We start from the raw sequence: 19677 nt of genomic DNA on the forward strand, positions 1-19677 counted from the left end.
TCAACAGATAGGGGATCCGCGGATGGACATCAGCGTACTGGGGCCGTTCAGAGCGGTTCAGTCGGGCGTGTCGGTGACACCCACCGCCGTCAAGCCCCGCAAGGTGCTCGCCCTGCTCGCTCTGCAAGCCAACCAACTGGTCTCGACCTCCTCACTCGTGGAGGAGGTCTGGGGGGAGTCACCGCCGCGCAGCGTGCAGACGACCCTGCAGACCTACATCCTCCAACTGCGCACTCTCATCTCCGCCGCCCTCGGTGAGGACCGCGCGGGACTGCCGAACGGCGCGAAGAGCGTCCTGGTCACCGAACCCGGCGGTTACCTCCTCGACACCATGGGCGGGCTGGTCGACGTCCAGGAGTACGAGGCGCTGGCCACGGCCGGCCACCGGGCGCTGGAACAGGGGGACTGGGGCGGCGCGGCGAGCTGCCTGGGCCGGGCGCTGGCACTGTGGCACGGCCGGGCCCTGGTCGACGTGCAGTGCGGTCCACTGCTGGAGGTGGAGGTCACGCGCCTGGAAGAGTCGCGGATGAGCGTCCTTCACGCGCGGATCGAGGCGGACCTGAGGCTGGGCCGCCACCATGAGGTCATCGGTGAACTGTCCGGGCTCGCCGCCCGCTACCCCCTGCACGAGGGGGTCCACGGACAGCTCATGGTGGCGCTGTACCGGGCGGGGCGCCGCGGTGACGCCCTCAACACCTACCGGCAGTTGCGTGCCGCGCTGGGCCAGCACCTCGGCCTCGACCCGTCGCCGGGCATCGAGGACCTCCAGCAGGCGGTGCTCGACTCCTCACCCCTGCTCGGCCTGGACGGCTCCCTGCCGCTCGCGTGCCTGGTCCGGGCCGGCTGACCCCCGGCCCGTGCCCGAGACTCCGCCCCCGCCCGGTCCTCCCCTTCACCGCGCACCGGGCTCTGACCGCTACCCGAGAAAGGAACACGGACGATGAGCGACATCTCGCTGGCCGAACTCAACGAACTGCTGCTGGAGTGCGTCGGGGCACCGGAAGAGGGCATGAGCCTCGACGGTGACGACGCCCTCGACACGCCGTTCCTGGAGTTCGGCTACGACTCCCTGGCCCTGCTCCAGGTCACGGGCGTCATCGAGCGCCGCCACGGCATCGCGCTGAACGACGACGCGGTGGCCGAGGCCGTGACGCCGCGCCTGCTGCTGGACCTCGTGAGGGAAGCGCCGCGCGCCGGAGCGGCCCGGTGACCACCCCGGCTCCCCGCTCCCCCGGACCGCCCGCCCCGGGAGCCGGCTTCGGCGGCCGCCGGGTGGTGGTCACCGGCGGCACCCGTGGCATCGGCCGGGCCGTCGCGCTGGCCTTCGCCCGGGCCGGCGCCCGCCTCGCCGTCGTGCACCGCAGCGGCGGCGAGGCGCCCCGGCAGGCTGCCGAGGAGCTGACCGCCCTCGCGGGCACACCGCCGGTCCTGGTGCGGGCCGACGTCACGCAGGCGGCCGGTGCCCGCACGGTGGCGGACGCGGTGGGTGAGCACCTCGGCGGCGTGGACGTGCTGGTCAACAACGTGGGGGTGGACGGCCACGCGAGGTTCGAGGACCTCACCGAGGCGGAGTGGCACCGGGTGCTGAACCACAACACCACCTCCGTCTACCAGGTCACCCACGCGCTGGCGGGGCAGCTCGCGGAGGGCGCCTCGGTGGTCAACATCGGCGCCTCCGTGGGGCTGCGCGGGCGGCCCCTGGGCGTGCACTACAGCGCCTCCAAGGCGGCCCTGGTCGGTTTCACCCGGGCGCTCGCCAAGGAGCTGGGCGGCCGGGGCATCCGGGTCAACACCGTGGCCCCCGGCGTGACCGCGGCCGGTCCCGGCACCGGCCCGCCGCCCCCGGTCGCCGAGCGGATCGCCGCGATGACGGCGCTCGGCAGGCTGGGCCGTCCCGAGGACGTGGCGGGCGCGGTCCTGTTTCTCGCCGGCGACGCGGCCGCGTACGTCACCGGTGTCACTCTCGACGTAGACGGAGGAATCTGATGCCTTACGCCGCCATCACCTATCGCGTGAAACCGGGCCACGAGGAGGAGATCGCGGAGATCTTCGCGGGCTTCCAGCGGGTCGACCGGCCGGAGTTCGCCGGAGAGTCCGGCGAGCAGGCGGGCCGGCTGCTGGGCACGGCCGTGTTCCTCAAAGACGACGTGCTGGTACGGGTCATCCACTACGAGGGGGACTTCTCCGCCGTCGGCCGCCACATGGCCGCGCAGAAGGGCGTGCACGTCCTGGAGGAGAAGCTCGCCCCGTACCTGGCCGAGCGCCGGGACACCCGTTCCGCGCAGGACTTCGCCGCCTACTTCCGCGACGCGACGATGCGCTCGATCGCGCAGCTCACCGTCGACACCCACCCCACCGCGACCCGGGCGTCATGACCGGTGTGCTCGGCGTCGCGGCGCTGCTGGGCAGCGGCATCACCGCGGGGGTGCTGTTCGCCGTGGCGTTGAGCGTGCTGCCCGCGCTCTTCGCCATGGACACGGGTACGTACGTGTACGCGCACCAACTGCTGGGACGGAACTGGGATCCCACCATGCCGGCCATCGTGCTCGGCAGCGCACTGGCCGACGGGGTGCTCGCCGCCCTGGCGGACGGTACGGCGCGGCTGCTGTTCGTGCTCGCCACCGTACTGCTGGTGGGCGTGTCGGCCGTGTCGCACCTGTGCAACGTGCCGATCAACCGACGGGTGAAGGCCGTCACCGACCCCACGGCGCTGCCCCCGGACTGGCAGGACCCGCGGCCCCTGTGGCGCCGCTGGCACCTGCTGCGTACGGTGCTCGCCGTCCTGGCCCTGGCGGTGACGGCCGCCGCGGTGAACGCCGCCTGACCTCTGCCGGGGCCTGTCGTCACCGCGGCCGGGGCCCCGGCACGGCAACGCCTTTGGCCCTCCCGCGCGCCAGGTGCGGAAGGGCCAAAGGCATGGGCGCGCGGCGGACCGCGGGGCTCACGTGCGCGGCGCCCCCTGCCCGGAGGACTCCCGGTCGCGTACGGAGATCTCGGCGACGGTGGTCAGGAGGCTGCGCCGGAACGTGGCCACGAACCCCTCCGTCGTGTCGGTGTCCCGGGGACGGCTCAGGTACGGCTTGAGCTTGCGCTCCACCTCACGCACCCCGGGCTGGCCCGCCATGTGCCGGGCGACGGCGTCGAGGTCGCCGGTGTACTCGATGACGCGGACCAGGGTGTCGTCGCGCAGGAAGACGGCGGTGGCCAGGATGGTGCCGGCCGCGCGGCCCTGCGCGTCGGTGACGCTACTGCCGCGTACCCGCGTGAAGTTCCCGAAGATCTCGGTCAGTTCCTTCTCGTGACCGGGCTTGACGTCGTACGTGATCGCTGCGAAGGGCATGGGGCGGCTCCTGGTGGCTCGGACGGGCTCCCAGTGCATCCGAGCCGGCTCGCGGGCAGCTCAAGGGGCCGTACAGCAGCGGCGGGCGGGCTGGACACGTCCTTGAGCGGCCCTCCAGACGCCGGTGCGACGGTCCCGACCGACGCTGTCCGTGGCACATTCCGGGAGGTACGCCGTGCACCGCACCCTGATCGTCGCCCGCCTCAAGCCCGACAAGACCGAGGACATCGCCCGGATCTTCGGCGAGTCCGACGCCACCGACCTGCCGCATCTGGTCGGCGTCTCGCGTCGCACCCTCTTCCGGTTCCACGGGCTCTACTTCCACCTCGTCGAGGCCGACCAGGACATCACGCCCAACCTGTACCGGGCCCGCAGCCACCCGCTCTACGAGGACATCAACACGCGGCTGGCCGAGTGCGTCGAGCCCTACGACCCGGACTGGAAGGAGCCCAAGGACGCGATGGCCGACCCCTTCTACATCTGGACGAAGGACGAGGGGCGGGTCAGGTGACCCCCGGACGCCACCGGACCCGCCCCACCGCCCCCGCCGGGAGGAAACACCCATGACCACCGCCATCACCCGGACCGTCAAGGTCTCAGCGGGCGAGGTCGCGCCCAACACCAAGCGCGGCGGCGACCTCCGCGTCACCCTCAGCCCCCGCACCGTCGGCTGCACCTCGGGCTTCGGCGGCATGCTGACCCTGGAACCCGGTGACTTCGTCACCGAGCACTACCACCCGTACTCCGAGGAGTTCCTGCACGTCGTCGAGGGCCGCCTGACGATGACGCTGGACGGCGAACCGATCGGGCTCACCGCCGGCGACTCGCTGCTGGTGCCCATCGGGGTACGGCACCGGCTGGTCAACACCGGCCAGAGCCCGGCGCGGTGCGCCTTCCATCTGTCGCCGCTGGCGCCACGGCCGGAGCTCGGGCACGTGGACACCGAGGAGGCCCAACGCCCCGAGGAGGCCAACCCGGACGTGAGCGGGGCGTCGTGAGACGACGGGCCGTCATCACCGGTATCGGCGCCGTGGTGCCGGGCGGGGTGGGCCGGGAGGCGTTCTGGGACCTGCTGTCCGAAGGGCGCACCGCCACCCGCCGCATCACCCTGTTCGACCCGGCCGCCTTCCGCTCGCAGGTCGCCGCCGAGGTCGACTTCGACCCGGCCGCCGCGGGCCTGGAACCGCGCCAGGTGCGCCGGATGGACCGCGCCGCCCAGTTCGCCGTGGTCTCCGCCCGCGAGGCGGTCCAGGACAGCGGACTGGACTTCGCGGCGCTGCCGCCCGAGCGGCTCGCGGTGAGCATCGGCAGCGCGGTGGGCTGCACCATGGGGCTGGAGGAGGAGTACGTCGTGCTCAGCGACCGCGGCCGGAAGTGGCTGGTCGACCACGAGTACGGCGTACCGCACCTCTACGGCTACATGGTGCCCAGCACTCTGGCCGCCGAGGTCGCCTGGGAGGTCGGTGCCGAGGGGCCGGTCGCCCTGGTCTCGACCGGCTGCACCTCCGGGCTGGACTCCGTGGCGCACGCGGTCCAGTTGATCGAGGAGGGCAGCGCGGACGTGGCGGTGGCCGGCGCCACCGACGCCCCGCTGTCCCCCATCACCTCGGCGTGCTTCGACGCGATCAAGGCGACGACACCGAACAACGCCGACCCCGAGCACGCCTCCCGCCCCTTCGACCGGGACCGGGACGGCTTCGTGCTCGCCGAGGGGGCGGCCGTACTGGTACTGGAGGAGCGGACGGCCGCCGAGCGGCGGGGCGCCCGCATCTACGGTGAGATCGCCGGCTTCGCGAGCCGCAGCAACGCCTATCACATGACCGGACTCAAGCCCGACGGGCGGGAGATGGCGGAGGCCATCACGGTCGCCCTGGAGCAGGCCCGGCTCGACCCCGGCGCCGTGGACTACGTCAACGCGCACGGGTCGGGCACCAAGCAGAACGACCGGCACGAGACGGCGGCGTTCAAGCGCAGCCTGGGGGCGCACGCCCACGACATCCCGGTGAGTTCCATCAAGTCCATGGTGGGCCATTCGCTGGGCGCGATCGGCTCGATCGAGGTGGCCGCCTGTGCGCTCGCCCTCGAACGGCAGGTCGTACCGCCTACGGCCAACCTGCATCACGCGGACCCGCAGTGCGACTTGGACTACGTGCCGCTCACCGCGCGCAAGCACGCGATGGACGTGGTGCTGAGCGTCGGCAGCGGCTTCGGCGGTTTCCAGACCGCGCTGCTGCTGGCGCGTCCGGGCACCGCGGCCGCCGCGGCCGGAAGGACCGACATATGACCGTCACCCGACCCGCCCGGGCCCCGGTGATCACCGGTATCGGCGTCGTCGCCCCGACGGGCCTCGGCGTCAAGGACCACTGGGCGGCGACCCTGGCCGGCACATCGGCGATCGGCCGGACCACCCGCTTCGACGTGTCCGGTTACCCCGTACGCCTGGCCGGCCAGGTACCGGCCTTCGACGCGCGGTCCGCCGTACGGCCCGGCCGGCTGATCTCCCAGACCGACCACTGGACGCACCTGGCGCTCGCCGCCGCCGAGGAAGCGCTCGGGGACGCGGGCGTCGACCCGGCCATGCTGCCCGAGTACGAGATGGCCGTGGTGACATCCTCGTCCTCGGGCGGCACGGAGTTCGGGCAGCGGGAGATGACGGCGCTCTACCGGCACGACCCGTCCTGGGTCGGCGCCTACCAGTCGATCGCCTGGTTCTACGCGGCCACCACCGGCCAGCTCTCCATCCGTCACGGGATGCGCGGTCCCTGCGGCGTCCTCGCCTGCGAACAGGCCGGCGGCCTCGACGCCATCGCCCAGGCCCGGCGGCTGACCGGCCGGGGCGCTCGGCTGGTGCTCACCGGCGGCACGGACGCCTCGCTGTGCCCGTACGGCCTGACCGCGCAGCTCTCCACCGGGAAGCTGTCCACGGTCACCGATCCGGAGCGGGCCTACCTGCCGTTCGACGCCGAGGCGTGCGGCTACGTGCCCGGCGAGGGCGGCGCCGTCCTGGTCCTGGAGAGCGCCGAGGCCGCCGAGGCGCGCGGGGCGGCCGGGACGGAGTACGGGCGGGTGCTCGGCCACGCCGCCGGATTCGACCCGCCGGCCGGCTCGGGACGTCCCCGGGCGCTGCGCCGGGTCGTCGAGCAGGCCCTGCGCGCCGCCCGGCTCACCCCGCGCGACATCGACGTGGTGTTCGCCGACGCGGCCGGGGTGCCCGCCGACGACCGCGCCGAGGCCGGGGCCGTCGCCGACGTCTTCGGGCCGTCGGCGGTACCGGTCACGGCGCCCAAGACGCTGACCGGCCGGCTCTACGGCGGCGGCGCGCCGCTCGACGTGGCGACGGCTCTGCTGGCGCTGCGCGACGGGGTCGTCCCGCCCACCGTCGGCACCCGGCGCCCCGCACCGGGACTGGAGATAGACCTGGTGACCGGAGCGCCACGGGAAGCGCCGCTGCGGCGGGCCCTGGTCCTGGCGCGCGGTCACGGGGGGTTCACCTCGGCCCTGGTACTGGGCCGCTGACCAGCACGACGACGTGAGGAGCACGCACCATGAGCGGACACACCGACAACGAGATCGTCATCGACGCCCCTATGGACCTGGTGTGGCGGATGACCAACGACGTGCCCCGGTGGCCCGGACTGTTCAGCGAGTACGCTGCCGCCGAGGTGCTGGAGCGGGACGGCGACACCGTGCTGTTCCGCCTGACGATGCACCCGGACGAGAACGGCCAGGTCTGGAGCTGGGTGTCCCGGCGGACGTCGGACGCCGCGAGCCGGACCGTGCGGGCCGAGCGGGTGGAGACCGGCCCGTTCGCGTACATGAAGATCTACTGGGAGTACGTCCAGGAGCCCGGCGGCGTGCGGATGCGCTGGGTGCAGGACTTCCACATGAAGGACGCGGCCCCGGTCACCGACGAGCAGATGACCGAACGCCTCAACCGCAACACCACGGTGCAGATGGCCCTGATCAAGGAGAAGGTCGAGGCCGCCGCGCGCGCCCTCGTCCGCTGAGGGGCCCCACGTGCTGGCCCTCTTCGCTCCGCTGACGTTGCTGCTCAACGGGCTGGCGGCCGGCGTGCTGTTCGGCACCCAGCTCGGCGGTTTCCCCTATCTGGCCTCCCTGCCCGTCGACCGGTACGTGCACGCCCACGCGTTCTTCGGCACCCGTTACGACCCGGCGATGCCGCTCTGTCTCGTCGGCACGGTCGGCTGCGACACGGCGCTGGCGTTCCTGGCACCGGAGCCTGCCGCGCGGGCGGCGTTCGCGGTGGCCGCCGTGCTGGCCGTGGCGACGGCCGTCATCTCGGTCGCGCGCAACGCCCCGGTCAACCGGTGGATGCGCACCCTGGACCCGGACCGCCTGCCGGCCGACTTCGCCGACCCGCGCCGCAGTTGGGGGGCCTGGAACCGCCGGCGCAGCCTGCTCGCCATCGCCGCCCTCCTGGCGAACTGCGCCGGTCTGGGCGTGCTCCTCTGACCCCCGCCCGTCCCCCACCCCCTACGCCCTTCACCCTCTCCGCTTCGTCCCGTCCCGTCCCCTACGGAGGAATCATGGAACTCGCACTGCGCGGAAAGAAAGCGCTGGTCACCGGCGGCACCCGGGGCATCGGCCGGGGCATCGTCCTCGCCCTGGCCCGGGCCGGCGTCGACGTCGTCACCTGCTACCGCTCCGACAGCGACTTCGTCGGCTCCCTGGAGGCCGAGCTGAAGGCGATCGGCGGCGACCACCACGTCGTACGGGCCGACCTGACCCGGCCGTCCGACGTGGCCGAGCTGCTGCGACAGGCCGAGGAGCGGTACGGCACCCTCGACCTGCTCGTCAACAACGCCGGCGCCATCAGCCACGTCCCCTACGCCGACCTGCCGCTGGAGGAGTGGGAACGCATCCTCCGCACCAACATCACCGGCACCCACCTCGTCGTCCAGCACGCGCTGCCGCTGCTCGGCGAGGGCTCCTCCGTCGTCAGCATCGGCTCCCGGGCCGTCGACGCGGGCGTACCGCTGCGCGCCCACTACACCGCCACCAAGGCCGCCGTCGTGGGGCTGAACCGCTCGCTGGCGCGGGAGTTCGGGCCCAAGGGCATCCGGTTCAACGTGGTCGCCTGCGGGGTCATCGAGACCGAGAACTTCCACGCGCTGCCCGAGGAGCAGCGCACCCTCATGACCCAGCGCTACGGCGGGAAGACCGCCCTGGGCCGGCTCGGCAAACCCGAGGAGGTCGCGGGCGCGGTGCTCTGGCTCGCCAGCGACCTGTCCCGCTACGTGACCGGCAACGTCATCGGTGTCGACGGGGGGATCTCCTGATGACCTTCCGTGTGATGCTCCGGATGGAGATCGAGCCGGGCCGCGAGGGCGACTTCGAGCGGGTGTGGCGCGAGGGCAGCGACGCGGTGACCGGGCATCCGGCCAATCTCGGCCAGTCGCTCGCCCGGGCCACCACCGAGGACGGCACCTACTACATCGTCAGCGACTGGCTGGACGAGGCGCGGTTCCGGGAGTTCGAGGACAGCCCCGCGCATCTGGAGCACCGGGCCAAGCTCCACCCGTTCCGCCGCAGCGGATCCTTCCACCCCATGGAGATGGTGGAGCACGTCGAGGGCCGGGCGGTGGCGGGCCGTGCCCGGTGAGGCTCGGGTCATCGTCTACCAGGCCGCGTACGACGAGGCGCAGCTCGACGCGGTCCGGGCCGCCTATCACCGGGTCAGCGAGCGGATGGCGAAGGTGCCGGGGCTGCTGGGCAACGAGCTGCTGCGCGATCCAACGGACCCCACCGCGCTCGCGGTGATGAGCCGCTGGGAGTCCATGGCCGCCTTCCTGGAGTGGGAGAAGGGCGCGGACCACCGCCAGGACACCGCTCCGCTGCGCCCGTTCCGCGACACCAGGACCGCCGCCCCGTTCGCCGTGTACGAGGTCGACGCCGCGTACTGAGGTACGCGCGCGCCGCCGTGTCGAAGGAGAGGAGTGCACATGGACCACCGGCAACTGGCGTTCATCGGCCTCGGTGCCATGGGCGGCGGGATGGCGTACCGGCTGCTGGAGAGCGGGTACGGGCTGACCGTGTACAACCGGACGGCCGGCAAGGCCGAACCGCTGCTGCGGGCCGGGGCGCGGGGTGCCGGCTCCCCCGGGGCCGCCGCCGCGGGGCAGCGGGTCGTCCTGCTGAGTCTCAGTGACGAACAGGCCGTCGAGGAGGTGCTGTTCGGCCGGGTCGTACCGGTCCTGGAGCCCGGGGCGCTCGTCGTCGACACCTCGACCGTCTCGCCCGGCTTCGCCCGGGAGGCGGCCGGGAGGCTGGCGGACCAGGGCCTGCGGCGCGTCGAGGCGTGCGTGGTGGGCAATCCGCCGCAGGCCCGCCGGGGCGAGCTGCGGGTCTTCGTGTCCGGGGCCGAGGCGGACCTGGCCGAGGTGCGGCCGGTGCTGGACACGCTCGGCTCCCAGGTGGTGCACATCGGGGCGCCGGGCACCGCGACCAGTCTCAAGATCGTGCTCAATCTGCTGCTCGGCGCCCAGGTCGCGTCGATGGCCGAGGCGGTCTCCTACGGGGTCGCGGCCGGCCTGGACCGGGAGCGGGTCATCTCCACCATCGCGGAGTCCGGGTTCAGTTCCCTGGTCATGCGGTTCCGCGCGGACCTGATGCTGCGCGGCTCGTACGAGCCGGCGTTCTTCCGCGCCGACCTGATGGAGAAGGACATCGGCATCGCCACCCGGGCCGCCAGCGAGAGCGGGCTCGGGCTGCCGGTGCTGGACGCCGTGCGGGAGCGGTTCGCGTCCGTGGTCGCCGCGGGCGACGGCGCCAAGGACGCCTCCGTCATCGTCGACCATTCCGCGTAGCCGGCCCGCCGTGTACGGCCCGGTGTCTCCCCCTGCGGAGGCCGCCGGGCCGTACGCGGCGGGCCGTTTCCGGCCCTCTCTCCCGGCTGAGCGGGTCCACATCGTCACGAAGGGACAACGTAAAGTCATGCGCGTACTGTTCACGTCCTGGGCCTGGCCCTCGCACCTGTACGCCCTCGTGCCGCTGGCCTCGGCCTTCCGGGCCGCCGGGCACGAGGTGCTGGTCGCCGGGCCGCCCGCGCTGAAGCCGGAGACGGACCGCACCGGGCTGCCGGGCGCGGTGGTCGGTACGGACACCGACGCGGCCGGCCTGGTGCGGGGCTACGTACTGCCGTCCGCGGCCGTCGGCCCGTCGGCCCCGCCCTCCGGCGGAGAGCCCCTGCCGGGCAACAACGCTCCGCGCGCCCTGCGGATGGTCGCGGCACTCGTCGCGTCGATGACCGACGACCTGGTGGAGCTGGCCCGCGACTGGCGCGCGGACCTGGTGGTGTACGAACCGACCGCGCTGGCAGGCCCGGTCGCCGCCGCGGCGGCCGGGGTGCCCGCGGTCCGGGTGCTGTACGGCACGGACCTGCTGGCGCGCGCCCGCGCGCTGCTGCCGCAGACGGTGGCGCCGTTCCTGGAGCGGTACGGCATCGAGGACTTCGACGCACTCGGCACGCTGACCGTCGACCCGTGCCCGGACGCCCTCCAACTCCCCGTGACGTACCGGCGGATGGCAGTGCGGTACGTGCCGTACAACGGGTGTGGCGAGGTCCCCCGGCCGCCGCTGCCGGACACGCCGCCGGGGGTGCGCCGGGCACTGGTGACCTGGGGGCACACCATGGCCCGTCTCGACGGCCGGCTCTTCCTCGGCGGCCAGGCGGCCGCGGCGCTGGCGGGCCCTGGTGTCGAGGTGGTGCTCGCGGTGTCGGCCCGGCAGCGGGACCTGCTCGGCCCGGAGCTGCTCGACGGGTCGGCGGGGGTACGCGTGGTGACGGACGTACCCCTGCACGCGCTGGTGCCCTCGGCGGACCTGGTGGTGGCCCACGGCGGGGCCGGCACGGTGCTCACCTCGTTGCGGGCGGGCGTGCCGCTGCTTCTGGTCCCGCAGTTGCCGGACCACAAGGGCCACGCCGGGCGGGTGGCGGCCGTAGGGGCGGGCCGGGCGCTCACCCGTGACGAGGCCACCGCCGAACGCCTTCGCGCGGAGGCGTACGAGCTGCTGGACGACGATGCGGCGCCGGCCGCCGCGCGCCGCATGAGCGCCGCCATGCTCGCCCACCCGACGCCGGCGCAGGTCGCGGCGGAACTGTCAGGCATGCTGCCGGTACGCGCGGCGGGGAGCCGCTGAGGGGCACCCGGGCGCCGGGAGCCCACTGGGCCCCGGCGGCGCCGCACACGACGAGGGCCGCCCACCGGTTCGACGGTGGGCGGCCCTCGCGCCGGCTCACAGCACGGCTTCTGCCAGGGACTCCAGGTGCCGCGGGTCGGCGGAGCACGGCATCAGGATCAGTTCGTCGCAGCCGAGGTCCGCGTAGCTCTGGGCGAGGTCCACCAGTTCCTGCCGGTCGGTGACGGCCATGGAGGCGATGCGCTGAGCGAAGGGGCCCGCGAAGGCGTAGTAGTCGCCGAGGTACGCCTGGGCCAGCTCGCGCGCGCCGGGGCCGAGCGCCGCGTAGGCGAGCGACACCAACCGCGGCCGGCCGGCGCGGCCCTCCGCCTTCCACGCCTCGCGGGCCCGTGCGACCAGGTCGCCGTACGCCGACGCGGAGCTGCCGCCGCAGAACCAGCCGTCGCCGAGGCGGGCGGCGCGCCGCATCGCCGCCGGCGAGTGGCCGCCGACCAGCAGCTGCGGCTGCCCGGTGCTCAGTTCGGGGCCGATACCGGACACCTCGCCCTTGCCCTGCCAGATGTCGCGCAACTCGGCGAGCTGGGCGTCCAGCCGGCGTCCGCGGTCGTGGTAGGTGGCGTCCACGGCCTGGAAGTCGTCCTCACGGCCGCCCGCGGCGACGCCCAGCACCAGCCGGCTGCCGGACAGCGCCGAGACGGTGGCCGCCTGCTTGGCCAGCAGCGCCGTCTGGGTGCGGTAGGGGGCGATGAGGATGCCGGTCGTCAGACGTACGCGTTCGGTCACCGCGGCCGCGGCGGCCAGGGCCGTCAGCGGTTCGTAGTTGTCGTAGACGAGCCGGTCGATCACGCCGAGACTGGCGAATCCGGCGTCCTCGGCCCGGCGGGCCCAGGAGGCCAGTGCGGGGCCGTCCTTGTCCGGGACCGTCGTCGGCAGGCCCAACCCGAATTCCATACCTGATCAGCTCCTTGTGTGTGCGGTGGGGCACGGTGTGCCGGGCGGGGGCGGGGTGTCGGCGCAGTCCGCCGTCCGCGGAGACCACGGGCCCCGGCGTACCGGCCGCGGGCCCGGCCGGGTCCGGTGGAGCCCGGGCGTGCGGCCACCTTGCAGGCGTCGTCTCAAAGGCGCGTCCAGTTCCGGTGGACGGACTTTCCAGGGATTTCCGAGCCGTCGTCCGCACAGTGGGCCGACACACCGTGCGAGAGGAGCGTGCCAATGGGCCGGAACGGAATGCGGGTCCTGGTGATCGGAGGGGGCGTCGGCGGTCTGTGCCTCGCGCAGGGCCTGCGCGGCGCCGGGGTGGACGTCACGGTCTTCGAACGGGACGGCGGCCCGGACGAACGGCGCCAGGGGTACCGGCTGCGGATCAGCCCGGAGGGCGAGGCGTCGCTGCGCGCCTGCCTGCCGCCGCCGTTGCGCGAACTGCTCGTGGCCACCGCGCACCGGCGTGGCGAGAACGGCCTCGACGCGTACGACGAACACCTCGCCCCCCAGTGGACGCCCAGCTTCGACGATCCGCGGGGCGAGCGGCCCGACAAGATCGACGCGGTGGACCGGGACGTGCTCCGCCGGATCCTGCTGGCCGGGCTGGAGCCGGTGGTCCGGTACGGCAGGACCTTCACGCGCTGCGAACGGCTGCCGGGCGGCGGGGTGCGGGCCCATTTCGCCGACGGCAGCAGCGCCGAGGGGGACGTCCTGGTGGCGGCGGACGGGGCCAACTCGCAGGTGCGGGCGCAGTTCCGGCCCGACCGCCGGCCCGCCGACCTGGGCGTACGGACGGTGTTCTCGCGCATCACGCGCGCGGACGCGGTGCGCGCGGGGCTGCCGGAGTCGCTGCGGGACCGTTTCAGCTATGTGATCGGCACGGACGGCAGCCATCTCGGGCTGATGCCGATGTCGTTCCGGGACGGGGTACGCGGGACGGCGGCCCGGCTGTACCCGGGGCTTACGCTGCCGGACACCGGGGACTACTACATGGCGGTGCTGAACGTGCACCGGGCGGACCTGGGGATGCCGGACGCGGAGTTCTTCGCCCTGGACGGGCCCGGCCTGTGCCGCTTCGCGGCCGCCCGGACCGCGGCCTGGCACCCGGGGCTGCGCGGCGTCTTCCGGCACGCCCGGCCGGAGCTCACCTTCGGCGTGGCCCTGCGGGCGCACACGCCCGTGGTGCCCTGGGAGGCCGGCCCGGTCGTCCCGCTGGGGGACGCGGTGCACACGATGCCGCCTTCGGGCGGGGTCGGTGCCAACACCGCGGTACGGGACGCCGCGGCGCTGACCGAGGCGCTGACCGCGGTGGACCGGGGCGAGCGCGGCCTCGCGGACGCGGTGGCGGCCTATCAGAAGGCCATGGTGGAGTACGCGACCGAGGGCGTGGAGATGTCGCTGCGCATCGCGCGCTGGTCGATCAAGAAGGTGGACGTCGACGGGTGAACGACGGGGAGGTGACGCGAGGGCCCGGGGCCGGTCGCCCGGCCCTGAGCCCTCCCGTGCGGGAGGCCGCGTGCGGGAGCCCTGGCCCGTAGGCCACCGCCCCGGCCGCGGCGGTGCGCCGTCGGTTCGCCAGGCTGCCCCGGCCGGGGGAAAGTCCGGGGCAGCCTGGTGGGCCGACGGCGCGGGTCAGCGTCCGCCGGCGGTGTGGACGACCTCGCCGTTGACGTTGCCGTTGCCGTCCGAGCCCAGGAACACGATGAGGCGCGCGACCTCCTCCGCGGTGGTCAGCCGCCCGCTGGGGGTCTCCTTGGCGCTCTTCTCGATGACCGCCGGGTCCACGCCGGCGAGCTGTTCAGTGATCGTGCCGCCGGGGGCCACCACGTTGACGAGGATGCCGTCGTGGTTCCACATCAGGCCGCGGGCGAAGCCGTGCAGCGCCGACTTGGCGGCGCTGTAGATCTCGGAGCCCGGCATCCCCGCGGTCGCGGTGACCGAGGAGAGCAGCACGACCCGCCCCCAGCCACGCTCGCGCATGCCGCGCAGCGCCTGCCGGACGGTGAGGATGTGCCCCTCGACGTTGGCACGCATCTTGCCGAACCACTCGTCGGTCGGCAGGTCCTCCAGCGGCGGCTGCTGGTCGGGGTCGACCCACACCCACGTCTGGGCGTTGGCGACGACCACGTCGATGCCGCCCCAGCGGTCCTCGGCGGCCCGGACGCCGGCGGTCACGGACCCCGGGTCGCCGAGGTCCAGGCGGACGGCGTGGGCGCGCTCGGCGCCGCCCAGCTCCTCCACCACGGCCTTCGCGGCGGCTTCGCCGGTGTGATACGTGACGATCACCCGGGCGCCCTCGGCGGCGAAGGCCTTCGCGGCGGCCCTGCCGATGCCGCGCGTCGCGCCGGTCACCAGCACCCGCTTGTCCTGCAAGCCCAGATCCATCGTTCGCCTCTCTGCCTGAATACGGTCGTGCCGACGTGGTGCGCTGCCATGGCTGTACAGCGGGAGCCAGGCGCGCATGGTCGCCCATCGGACATGACGCCTGGTCATGCGACGCGCCGCGCAGCCCGGTTCGAGGTCTCGCGGGCACCCCGGCCCAGTTAGCTTGGCGGACGAGTAGCTAGATTGTCAAGAGATTGTGCACAGGGGCGCGGGGCGGCCCGTGGCACCGTTCGACGCCGGGCCCGCCCGCTCAGAGCCAGGCCGTGCTGACGTGCTCGTCCCGGATCACGTACGCCTCCCGGTCCAGTACGGAGTTGAGGATCGTGGCGGCCCGTACCGCCAGCAAACTGAGGTTGGGGTCGGCGATGCCGTGCCCGGTCCGGCTGCGGTTCTGCACGTAGAGCCGGTTGTGCTCGGCGTACTTCCACCGCACCGAGTAGTCGGCCTCCAGCACGGGCTGGCCCGCCTCGTCCAGCTCCATCAGCGCGAGCAGTTCGGGGGCGAGCGGCAGGTCCGCCGCCTCCCGGCCGGTGGCGATCACCACCAGGGGCGCCGCGTGCCGTTCCCGGCCGCCCCAGTCCCGTTCGCACCACAGGACGAGCTGGCCGTCCCGTTCGCAGGCCCGCACCACGTCGCGCCCGGGCAGCAGCATGACCGGGTAGCGCCCCTCGCGCAGGTACATCTCGTAGTTGAGCTGGTAGATCTGCTGGATCGTGCTCAGGGAGATGCCGTCGCTGGTGAGCTGCTGCTCGGCCACGTACCGCTGCCGTACCTCCGCGGGCAGGCCGTGGAAGAATCGCAGGTACGTGGGCCGAAAGAAGTCGTTGGCCGAGGGCGAGTCGTCCATCGGCGCGAACCAGTTGCGCCGACCGATCCACCGGATGTCCCGGAAGCCGTGCTGGATCAGTTCCAGCACCGACTCGGCGCCGGTCTGCCCGCCGCCGACGACCACGGTCGGCTGGTACGGCAGTACGGCGGCGCCGCGCAGCCGGGCGTGCAGCCGCTCGGCCAGGACGAGCCCGTCGGCGGCGAGGCCCTCGAAGCAGGCCGGGACGCGTGGGCGGGTGCCCAGGCCGAGGACGACGTGGTCCGCGGTGGCCACCGGGCCGTCCGGGCCGTGCAGCACGAACCGCCCGGCGGCCCCGGCCCCGGTGTGGCCGATGCGCTCCACAGGGCTGCCGTACCGGACCGTGCCCAGTTCACCGGCCGCCCAGGCGAGGTAGCGGGCGAACTCCAGCCGAGGGATCTCCGCGTACTGGGCGTTGATGAAGGAGTACATGCGACCGCCGGCCACCAGGTAGTTCAGGAACGACAGCCGGTTGGTCGGGTCGACCAGGGTCACCAGGTCCTTGAGCCAGGACGTCTGCAGGCGGGTGCCCTCGCTGAGCTGGCCGGGGTGCCAGGCCGCCGAGGAACGCCGTTCGTAGAGCCGGACCCCGCCGGGGACCTCCCGCTCGCCGAGCGCGGCGAGACTCAGGTTGGCCGGGCCGGCCCCTATGCCGGCCACCGTGTGATGGGGCAGCCGGGTGCCGGACCGGTTCCCTGGCACTGCGACGGGCTGCTGGCGCTGCTCGCTCATCATTCTCCTCCCGGCCACGGGTGCGCAGGTTTCCGACGGGCCGTCGTCGGTACGGTCCAGGGTCCGCAGCGCGGATCGGGCGGCGGTCGAGAGCGGGCGGAGCGCGGGGCGGGTCGGCGAGGACAGAACCGCCCCGCCCCCGCCCCCGTCCCCCGCGCCCACCGGGCCACGCCGTCTGGCGCGCTCAGGCACCCTTGCGGCAGATCACCAGGGTGTCGTAGTCGCTCAGCGGAGTGACCTCGGTGCTCACGAACCCGGCCTGCTCCGCGACCGCCGTGATCTCGGAGGCCTGGTACTCCTCACCGCCGTCGGTGACCAGCAGCATGTCCAGGCTGATGACGAGGTTCTCGATGTGGGCCGGCTCGTCCTCCAGCATCCGGTCGTAGATCAGCAGGGTGCCGCCCGGGTTGACCGCCTCGTACGCCTTGCCGACCAGATAGGCCCGTTGCTCCCGGCCCCAGTCGTGCAGCACGTGGCCGAGCAGGACGACGTCCGCGTGCGGGAGCGGGTCCTCGAAGAAGCTGCCGCCGGTGAACGCGACCCGGCCGGTGAGGCCGTGCTCGGCCACCTTCTCGTCGAACAGCGGCGCCATCGCGGGCAGGTCGAAGACGTGCCCGGCCAGATGCGGGTGCGCCTTGACGATCAGGGAGCACAGGTTGCCGCGGGCGCCGCCCACGTCGAGCACCGAACCGTGGCCGGACCAGTCGTACTTCTGCGCCAGCTCCGGCCCCACCACGTTCGTCAGCCCGTCCATCATGCCGACGAACTGCCGCAGGATCGTCGGATTCCGGGTCACCTGCCCGAAGTCGCTGCCGGACTGCTGCTTCCCGGTGCGCAGCCCTTCCGCGAGCCGGCCCCAGGCCGGGTAGAGGTTGCGGTTGGAGCGCTCCAGGAACCCGCCGACGTACCCCGGCGCGCCGTGGACAAGGCAGGCGTCCGAGCCCGGCGCGTTGCGGTACCGGCCGTCGGCGCGCTCCAGCACGCCCAGCGCGGTCAGCAGGTCGAGGAAGTCGGAGAGCCCCCGGCCGTGCAGGCCGAGCGCGGTACGGATCTCCTCCTGCGTCGAGGGTCCCCTCTCGTGGAGCGTGCTGAACAGCCGCAGCTCGACGGCGGTCAGCAGCGCCTTGGCGTCGCAGAACATGTTGCCCAGCCGGATGATTCCGGCCGGGGTGGTGACATCGGGCAGGGTGTGCGTCATGCGCGAGGCTCCTTCTTCCGGCACCGACCGTGGCCTGGTGCCACACGGTCGGCGGGACCTTCGCAGCCGCGGGTCGAACACCCCTTGAGAATCCGCCGGGCGTACGGAAGGCCGTCCTCCAGCACCACTTGAGGGCTCGCCAGTACTCCTCGAAGGGCGCCCCGCGGCCGGACGGCCGGCGGGCTCCCGGTTGTCGGCAGGGCCCGGAAGCGGTCCTGGTCCGGCCCAGTCCACGCAGAGGGGACATGCATGTCTGACCTGAGAATTCCGGTGCTCATCGTCGGTGGGGGCCCGGTCGGGCTCGCCACCGCGCTGTTCTGCGGCCGGCACGGGCTGCGGACGATGGTGCTGGAGAAGCGCGACGACACCTCCACGCTGCCCCGCGCCCCGGGCCTGCAGGCACGCACCATGGAACTGTTCCGGGCGGCCGGGCTGGGCCCGGACATCCGGGCCCTGGAGATGGGCGACTCCCACCCGTACTTCGAGGGCGGCATCATCAAGGTGCGCACCTTCGCGGAGATCGACGACGCGGAGGTGCTGGAGGTGCCGTCCCTGGACGGCCCCACGGTCAGCCCCGAGCGGGTGATGGGCTGCGGCCAGGACCGCTACGAGAAGGTGCTGGTCACCAAGGCCCGGGAGCACGGCGCCGACGTGCGCTTCGGCTGCAGGCTGATCTCCTTCGAGCAGGACGCCGAGGGGGTGACCGCCGTCGTCGGCGAGAACGCGACCGGCGAGGAGTTCACCGTACGGGCGGACTACCTGGTGGGGGCGGACGGCGCGAGCAGCCGTACCCGTGAGGCCCTCGGAGTGCGGCGCGAGGGACGCGGCACCGTGTTCAACGCGCTCAGTGTCTACTTCCGCGCCCCGGAACTGGAACGCCTGCTGAAGGACCGCAAGTTCATCCTGTGCTACGCCTCCGCGGGAGGCGGGCTGATGGGCCTGTCCCGGCTGCACGGCTGCGACCCGTGGCTGGCCGCGCCGCTGTACTTCCCCGAGAAGGGCGAGTCGCCGGACGACTTCACCGACGAGCGGTGCGTGGAGATCGTACGGCAGGCGGCAGGCCGGGACATCGACGTGGAGATCATGGACAAGGTGCCCTGGCGCGGGGCGCAACTCGTCTCGGAGACGTTCCGGGCGGGACGGGTCTTCCTGGCGGGCGACGCCGCGCACGTCCACCCGCCGGCCGGCGGGTTCGGCGCCAACACCGGTATCCACGACGCCCACAACCTGGCCTGGAAGCTGGCCGCGGTGCTCAAGGGCTGGGGCACCGACGCGCTGCTGGACACCTATGACGCCGAGCGGCGCCCGCTGGGCATCGCGATGTCCGAACAGGCACTGGTGCGCAACCGGATCCGGCACGGGTACGCCACCGAGGCGGACCGGGCCGGCTTCGTGGACGACGTGATCATCACCCTGGGCTACCGCTACCGCTCCGCCTCCGTCCTGGCCGCCGACCCGGACGCCCGGGTCCTCAGCCCCGAACTCCGGCTCACCGGCGAGCCCGGCACCCGGGCCCCGCACGTGCGGCTGCGGCGCGGTACCGAGGAGATCTCCACGATCGACCTGTTCTGGGACTCGTACGTGCTGCTCACCGGCCCCGGGGGCGAGGCATGGGCCCGGGCCGCCGAACCGGTCGCCAGGAAGCTCGGCGTCCCGCTGCGCACCTGGTCCGTCGGCGACCGGGCGGAGCTGAGGCCGGTCGACCGCGACTGGGCCGAGGCGTACGGGGTGGGGCCGGGCGGCGCCGTCCTGGTCCGACCGGACGCCTTCGTCTCCTGGCGCGCCGAGCGCGTGCCAGGAGACCCGCAGGAAGTGCTGGCCGACGCGCTGTCCCGGGCCGCCTGCCAGGACTGACGCAGGCCCCGGCCGTTCGCGGAGGACGGAACGGCCGGGACGGAGTACCGACCGGCCGTACGCCGCCTCCTGACCGGCCACAGCGCCGTCCCCGGTCCGCCGGGGGCGGCGCTGTCCTTCGCGCGCGGCGCGGCGGCCTACGAAGGCCGGTCGCCCCGCGAGCCGTCTCCGATCCGTTTT

The 19677-nt window shown here is 73.4% G+C and carries 23 protein-coding genes; 18 read left to right on the forward strand and 5 right to left on the reverse strand.

The window, feature by feature from the left end:
• Positions 1-22 precede the first annotated feature (22 nt).
• The 5 genes from ACZ4QV_RS22585 to ACZ4QV_RS22605 all read left to right on the forward strand — a co-directional run bounded on the left by ACZ4QV_RS22585 (position 23) and on the right by ACZ4QV_RS22605 (position 2824).
• Positions 23-847, forward strand: a complete 825-nt coding sequence (locus ACZ4QV_RS22585) for an AfsR/SARP family transcriptional regulator (RefSeq protein WP_467763327.1) — start codon at positions 23-25, stop codon at positions 845-847.
• A gap of 93 nt (positions 848-940) precedes the next feature.
• Positions 941-1210: an acyl carrier protein gene (locus ACZ4QV_RS22590; RefSeq protein WP_361152203.1), complete on the forward strand. Its 270-nt coding sequence runs from the start codon at positions 941-943 to the stop codon at positions 1208-1210.
• Positions 1207-1986 carry an SDR family NAD(P)-dependent oxidoreductase gene (locus ACZ4QV_RS22595; protein WP_467763328.1) on the forward strand — a complete coding sequence of 260 codons (780 nt, stop codon included), beginning with the start codon at positions 1207-1209 and terminating at the stop codon, positions 1984-1986. Before ACZ4QV_RS22590 ends, ACZ4QV_RS22595 begins: the two co-directional genes overlap by 4 nt.
• Positions 1986-2375: a SchA/CurD-like domain-containing protein gene (locus tag ACZ4QV_RS22600; protein ID WP_361152197.1), complete on the forward strand. Its 390-nt coding sequence runs from the start codon at positions 1986-1988 to the stop codon at positions 2373-2375. Before ACZ4QV_RS22595 ends, ACZ4QV_RS22600 begins: the two co-directional genes overlap by 1 nt.
• Positions 2372-2824 carry an anthrone oxygenase family protein gene (locus ACZ4QV_RS22605; RefSeq protein ID WP_361152194.1) on the forward strand — a complete coding sequence of 151 codons (453 nt, stop codon included), beginning with the start codon at positions 2372-2374 and terminating at the stop codon, positions 2822-2824. Before ACZ4QV_RS22600 ends, ACZ4QV_RS22605 begins: the two co-directional genes overlap by 4 nt.
• A 117-nt stretch (positions 2825-2941) precedes the next feature.
• On the opposite strand, the gene ACZ4QV_RS22610 is transcribed toward ACZ4QV_RS22605, so the two are convergent.
• Positions 2942-3340 (reverse strand): SchA/CurD-like domain-containing protein, encoded by a 399-nt coding sequence (locus ACZ4QV_RS22610; RefSeq protein WP_361152191.1) that lies wholly within the window; start codon positions 3338-3340, stop codon positions 2942-2944.
• 175 nt (positions 3341-3515) lie between these two features.
• On the opposite strand from ACZ4QV_RS22610, the gene ACZ4QV_RS22615 reads away from it, so the two are divergent.
• The 11 genes from ACZ4QV_RS22615 to ACZ4QV_RS22665 all read left to right on the forward strand — a co-directional run bounded on the left by ACZ4QV_RS22615 (position 3516) and on the right by ACZ4QV_RS22665 (position 11500).
• Positions 3516-3851 (forward strand): TcmI family type II polyketide cyclase, encoded by a 336-nt coding sequence (locus tag ACZ4QV_RS22615; RefSeq protein ID WP_361152188.1) that lies wholly within the window; start codon positions 3516-3518, stop codon positions 3849-3851.
• A gap of 52 nt (positions 3852-3903) precedes the next feature.
• Positions 3904-4338, forward strand: coding sequence for a cupin domain-containing protein (locus ACZ4QV_RS22620; protein WP_467763329.1), 435 nt, complete (start codon positions 3904-3906; stop codon positions 4336-4338).
• Positions 4335-5624, forward strand: a complete 1290-nt coding sequence (locus tag ACZ4QV_RS22625; RefSeq protein WP_361589435.1) for a beta-ketoacyl-[acyl-carrier-protein] synthase family protein — start codon at positions 4335-4337, stop codon at positions 5622-5624. Before ACZ4QV_RS22620 ends, ACZ4QV_RS22625 begins: the two co-directional genes overlap by 4 nt.
• Positions 5621-6856: a ketosynthase chain-length factor gene (locus ACZ4QV_RS22630; RefSeq protein WP_361152179.1), complete on the forward strand. Its 1236-nt coding sequence runs from the start codon at positions 5621-5623 to the stop codon at positions 6854-6856. Before ACZ4QV_RS22625 ends, ACZ4QV_RS22630 begins: the two co-directional genes overlap by 4 nt.
• Before the next feature lie 29 nt (positions 6857-6885).
• Positions 6886-7347, forward strand: coding sequence for an SRPBCC family protein (locus ACZ4QV_RS22635; RefSeq protein ID WP_361152176.1), 462 nt, complete (start codon positions 6886-6888; stop codon positions 7345-7347).
• A 10-nt stretch (positions 7348-7357) separates the two neighbouring features.
• Complete coding sequence (locus ACZ4QV_RS22640; protein WP_361152173.1) at positions 7358-7813, forward strand: anthrone oxygenase family protein; 456 nt, start codon at positions 7358-7360, stop codon at positions 7811-7813.
• A gap of 74 nt (positions 7814-7887) precedes the next feature.
• A complete protein-coding gene (locus ACZ4QV_RS22645) occupies positions 7888-8640 on the forward strand; it encodes an SDR family NAD(P)-dependent oxidoreductase (protein WP_361152170.1) in 753 nt (250 codons plus the stop codon).
• A complete protein-coding gene (locus tag ACZ4QV_RS22650; RefSeq protein WP_361152167.1) occupies positions 8640-8963 on the forward strand; it encodes an antibiotic biosynthesis monooxygenase family protein in 324 nt (107 codons plus the stop codon). Before ACZ4QV_RS22645 ends, ACZ4QV_RS22650 begins: the two co-directional genes overlap by 1 nt.
• Positions 8953-9264 carry an antibiotic biosynthesis monooxygenase family protein gene (locus tag ACZ4QV_RS22655; RefSeq protein ID WP_361152164.1) on the forward strand — a complete coding sequence of 104 codons (312 nt, stop codon included), beginning with the start codon at positions 8953-8955 and terminating at the stop codon, positions 9262-9264. The genes ACZ4QV_RS22650 and ACZ4QV_RS22655 overlap by 11 nt, the downstream gene beginning before the upstream one ends.
• A gap of 39 nt (positions 9265-9303) precedes the next feature.
• Positions 9304-10167, forward strand: coding sequence for an NAD(P)-dependent oxidoreductase (locus ACZ4QV_RS22660; RefSeq protein WP_361640133.1), 864 nt, complete (start codon positions 9304-9306; stop codon positions 10165-10167).
• Between the two features lie 127 nt (positions 10168-10294).
• The gene (locus ACZ4QV_RS22665) at positions 10295-11500 is read left to right on the forward strand and encodes a nucleotide disphospho-sugar-binding domain-containing protein (RefSeq protein ID WP_467763330.1); all 1206 of its coding nucleotides are present in this window, start codon (positions 10295-10297) and stop codon (positions 11498-11500) included.
• A gap of 96 nt (positions 11501-11596) precedes the next feature.
• On the opposite strand, the gene ACZ4QV_RS22670 is transcribed toward ACZ4QV_RS22665, so the two are convergent.
• Entirely contained in the window at positions 11597-12451 is an 855-nt protein-coding gene (locus tag ACZ4QV_RS22670; protein ID WP_361152156.1) for an LLM class flavin-dependent oxidoreductase, read from the reverse strand.
• Between the two features lie 261 nt (positions 12452-12712).
• On the opposite strand from ACZ4QV_RS22670, the gene ACZ4QV_RS22675 reads away from it, so the two are divergent.
• The gene (locus tag ACZ4QV_RS22675) at positions 12713-13927 is read left to right on the forward strand and encodes an FAD-dependent oxidoreductase (RefSeq protein ID WP_361152154.1); all 1215 of its coding nucleotides are present in this window, start codon (positions 12713-12715) and stop codon (positions 13925-13927) included.
• Between the two features lie 186 nt (positions 13928-14113).
• Here the strand turns inward: ACZ4QV_RS22675 and ACZ4QV_RS22680 are convergent, their stop codons facing one another.
• The 3 genes from ACZ4QV_RS22680 to ACZ4QV_RS22690 all read right to left on the reverse strand — a co-directional run bounded on the left by ACZ4QV_RS22680 (position 14114) and on the right by ACZ4QV_RS22690 (position 17643).
• Entirely contained in the window at positions 14114-14866 is a 753-nt protein-coding gene (locus ACZ4QV_RS22680; protein WP_361152151.1) for an SDR family NAD(P)-dependent oxidoreductase, read from the reverse strand.
• A 250-nt stretch (positions 14867-15116) separates the two neighbouring features.
• Positions 15117-16445, reverse strand: coding sequence for a lysine N(6)-hydroxylase/L-ornithine N(5)-oxygenase family protein (locus ACZ4QV_RS22685; RefSeq protein WP_467763331.1), 1329 nt, complete (start codon positions 16443-16445; stop codon positions 15117-15119).
• A 184-nt stretch (positions 16446-16629) separates the two neighbouring features.
• Complete coding sequence (locus ACZ4QV_RS22690) at positions 16630-17643, reverse strand: methyltransferase (protein WP_467763332.1); 1014 nt, start codon at positions 17641-17643, stop codon at positions 16630-16632.
• Between the two features lie 249 nt (positions 17644-17892).
• Between ACZ4QV_RS22690 and ACZ4QV_RS22695 the strand changes: the two genes are divergently transcribed.
• Complete coding sequence (locus ACZ4QV_RS22695) at positions 17893-19497, forward strand: FAD-dependent monooxygenase (protein WP_361152143.1); 1605 nt, start codon at positions 17893-17895, stop codon at positions 19495-19497.
• Positions 19498-19677 lie beyond the last annotated feature (180 nt).

Source organism: Streptomyces sp. NPDC026394 (assembly GCF_055567735.1).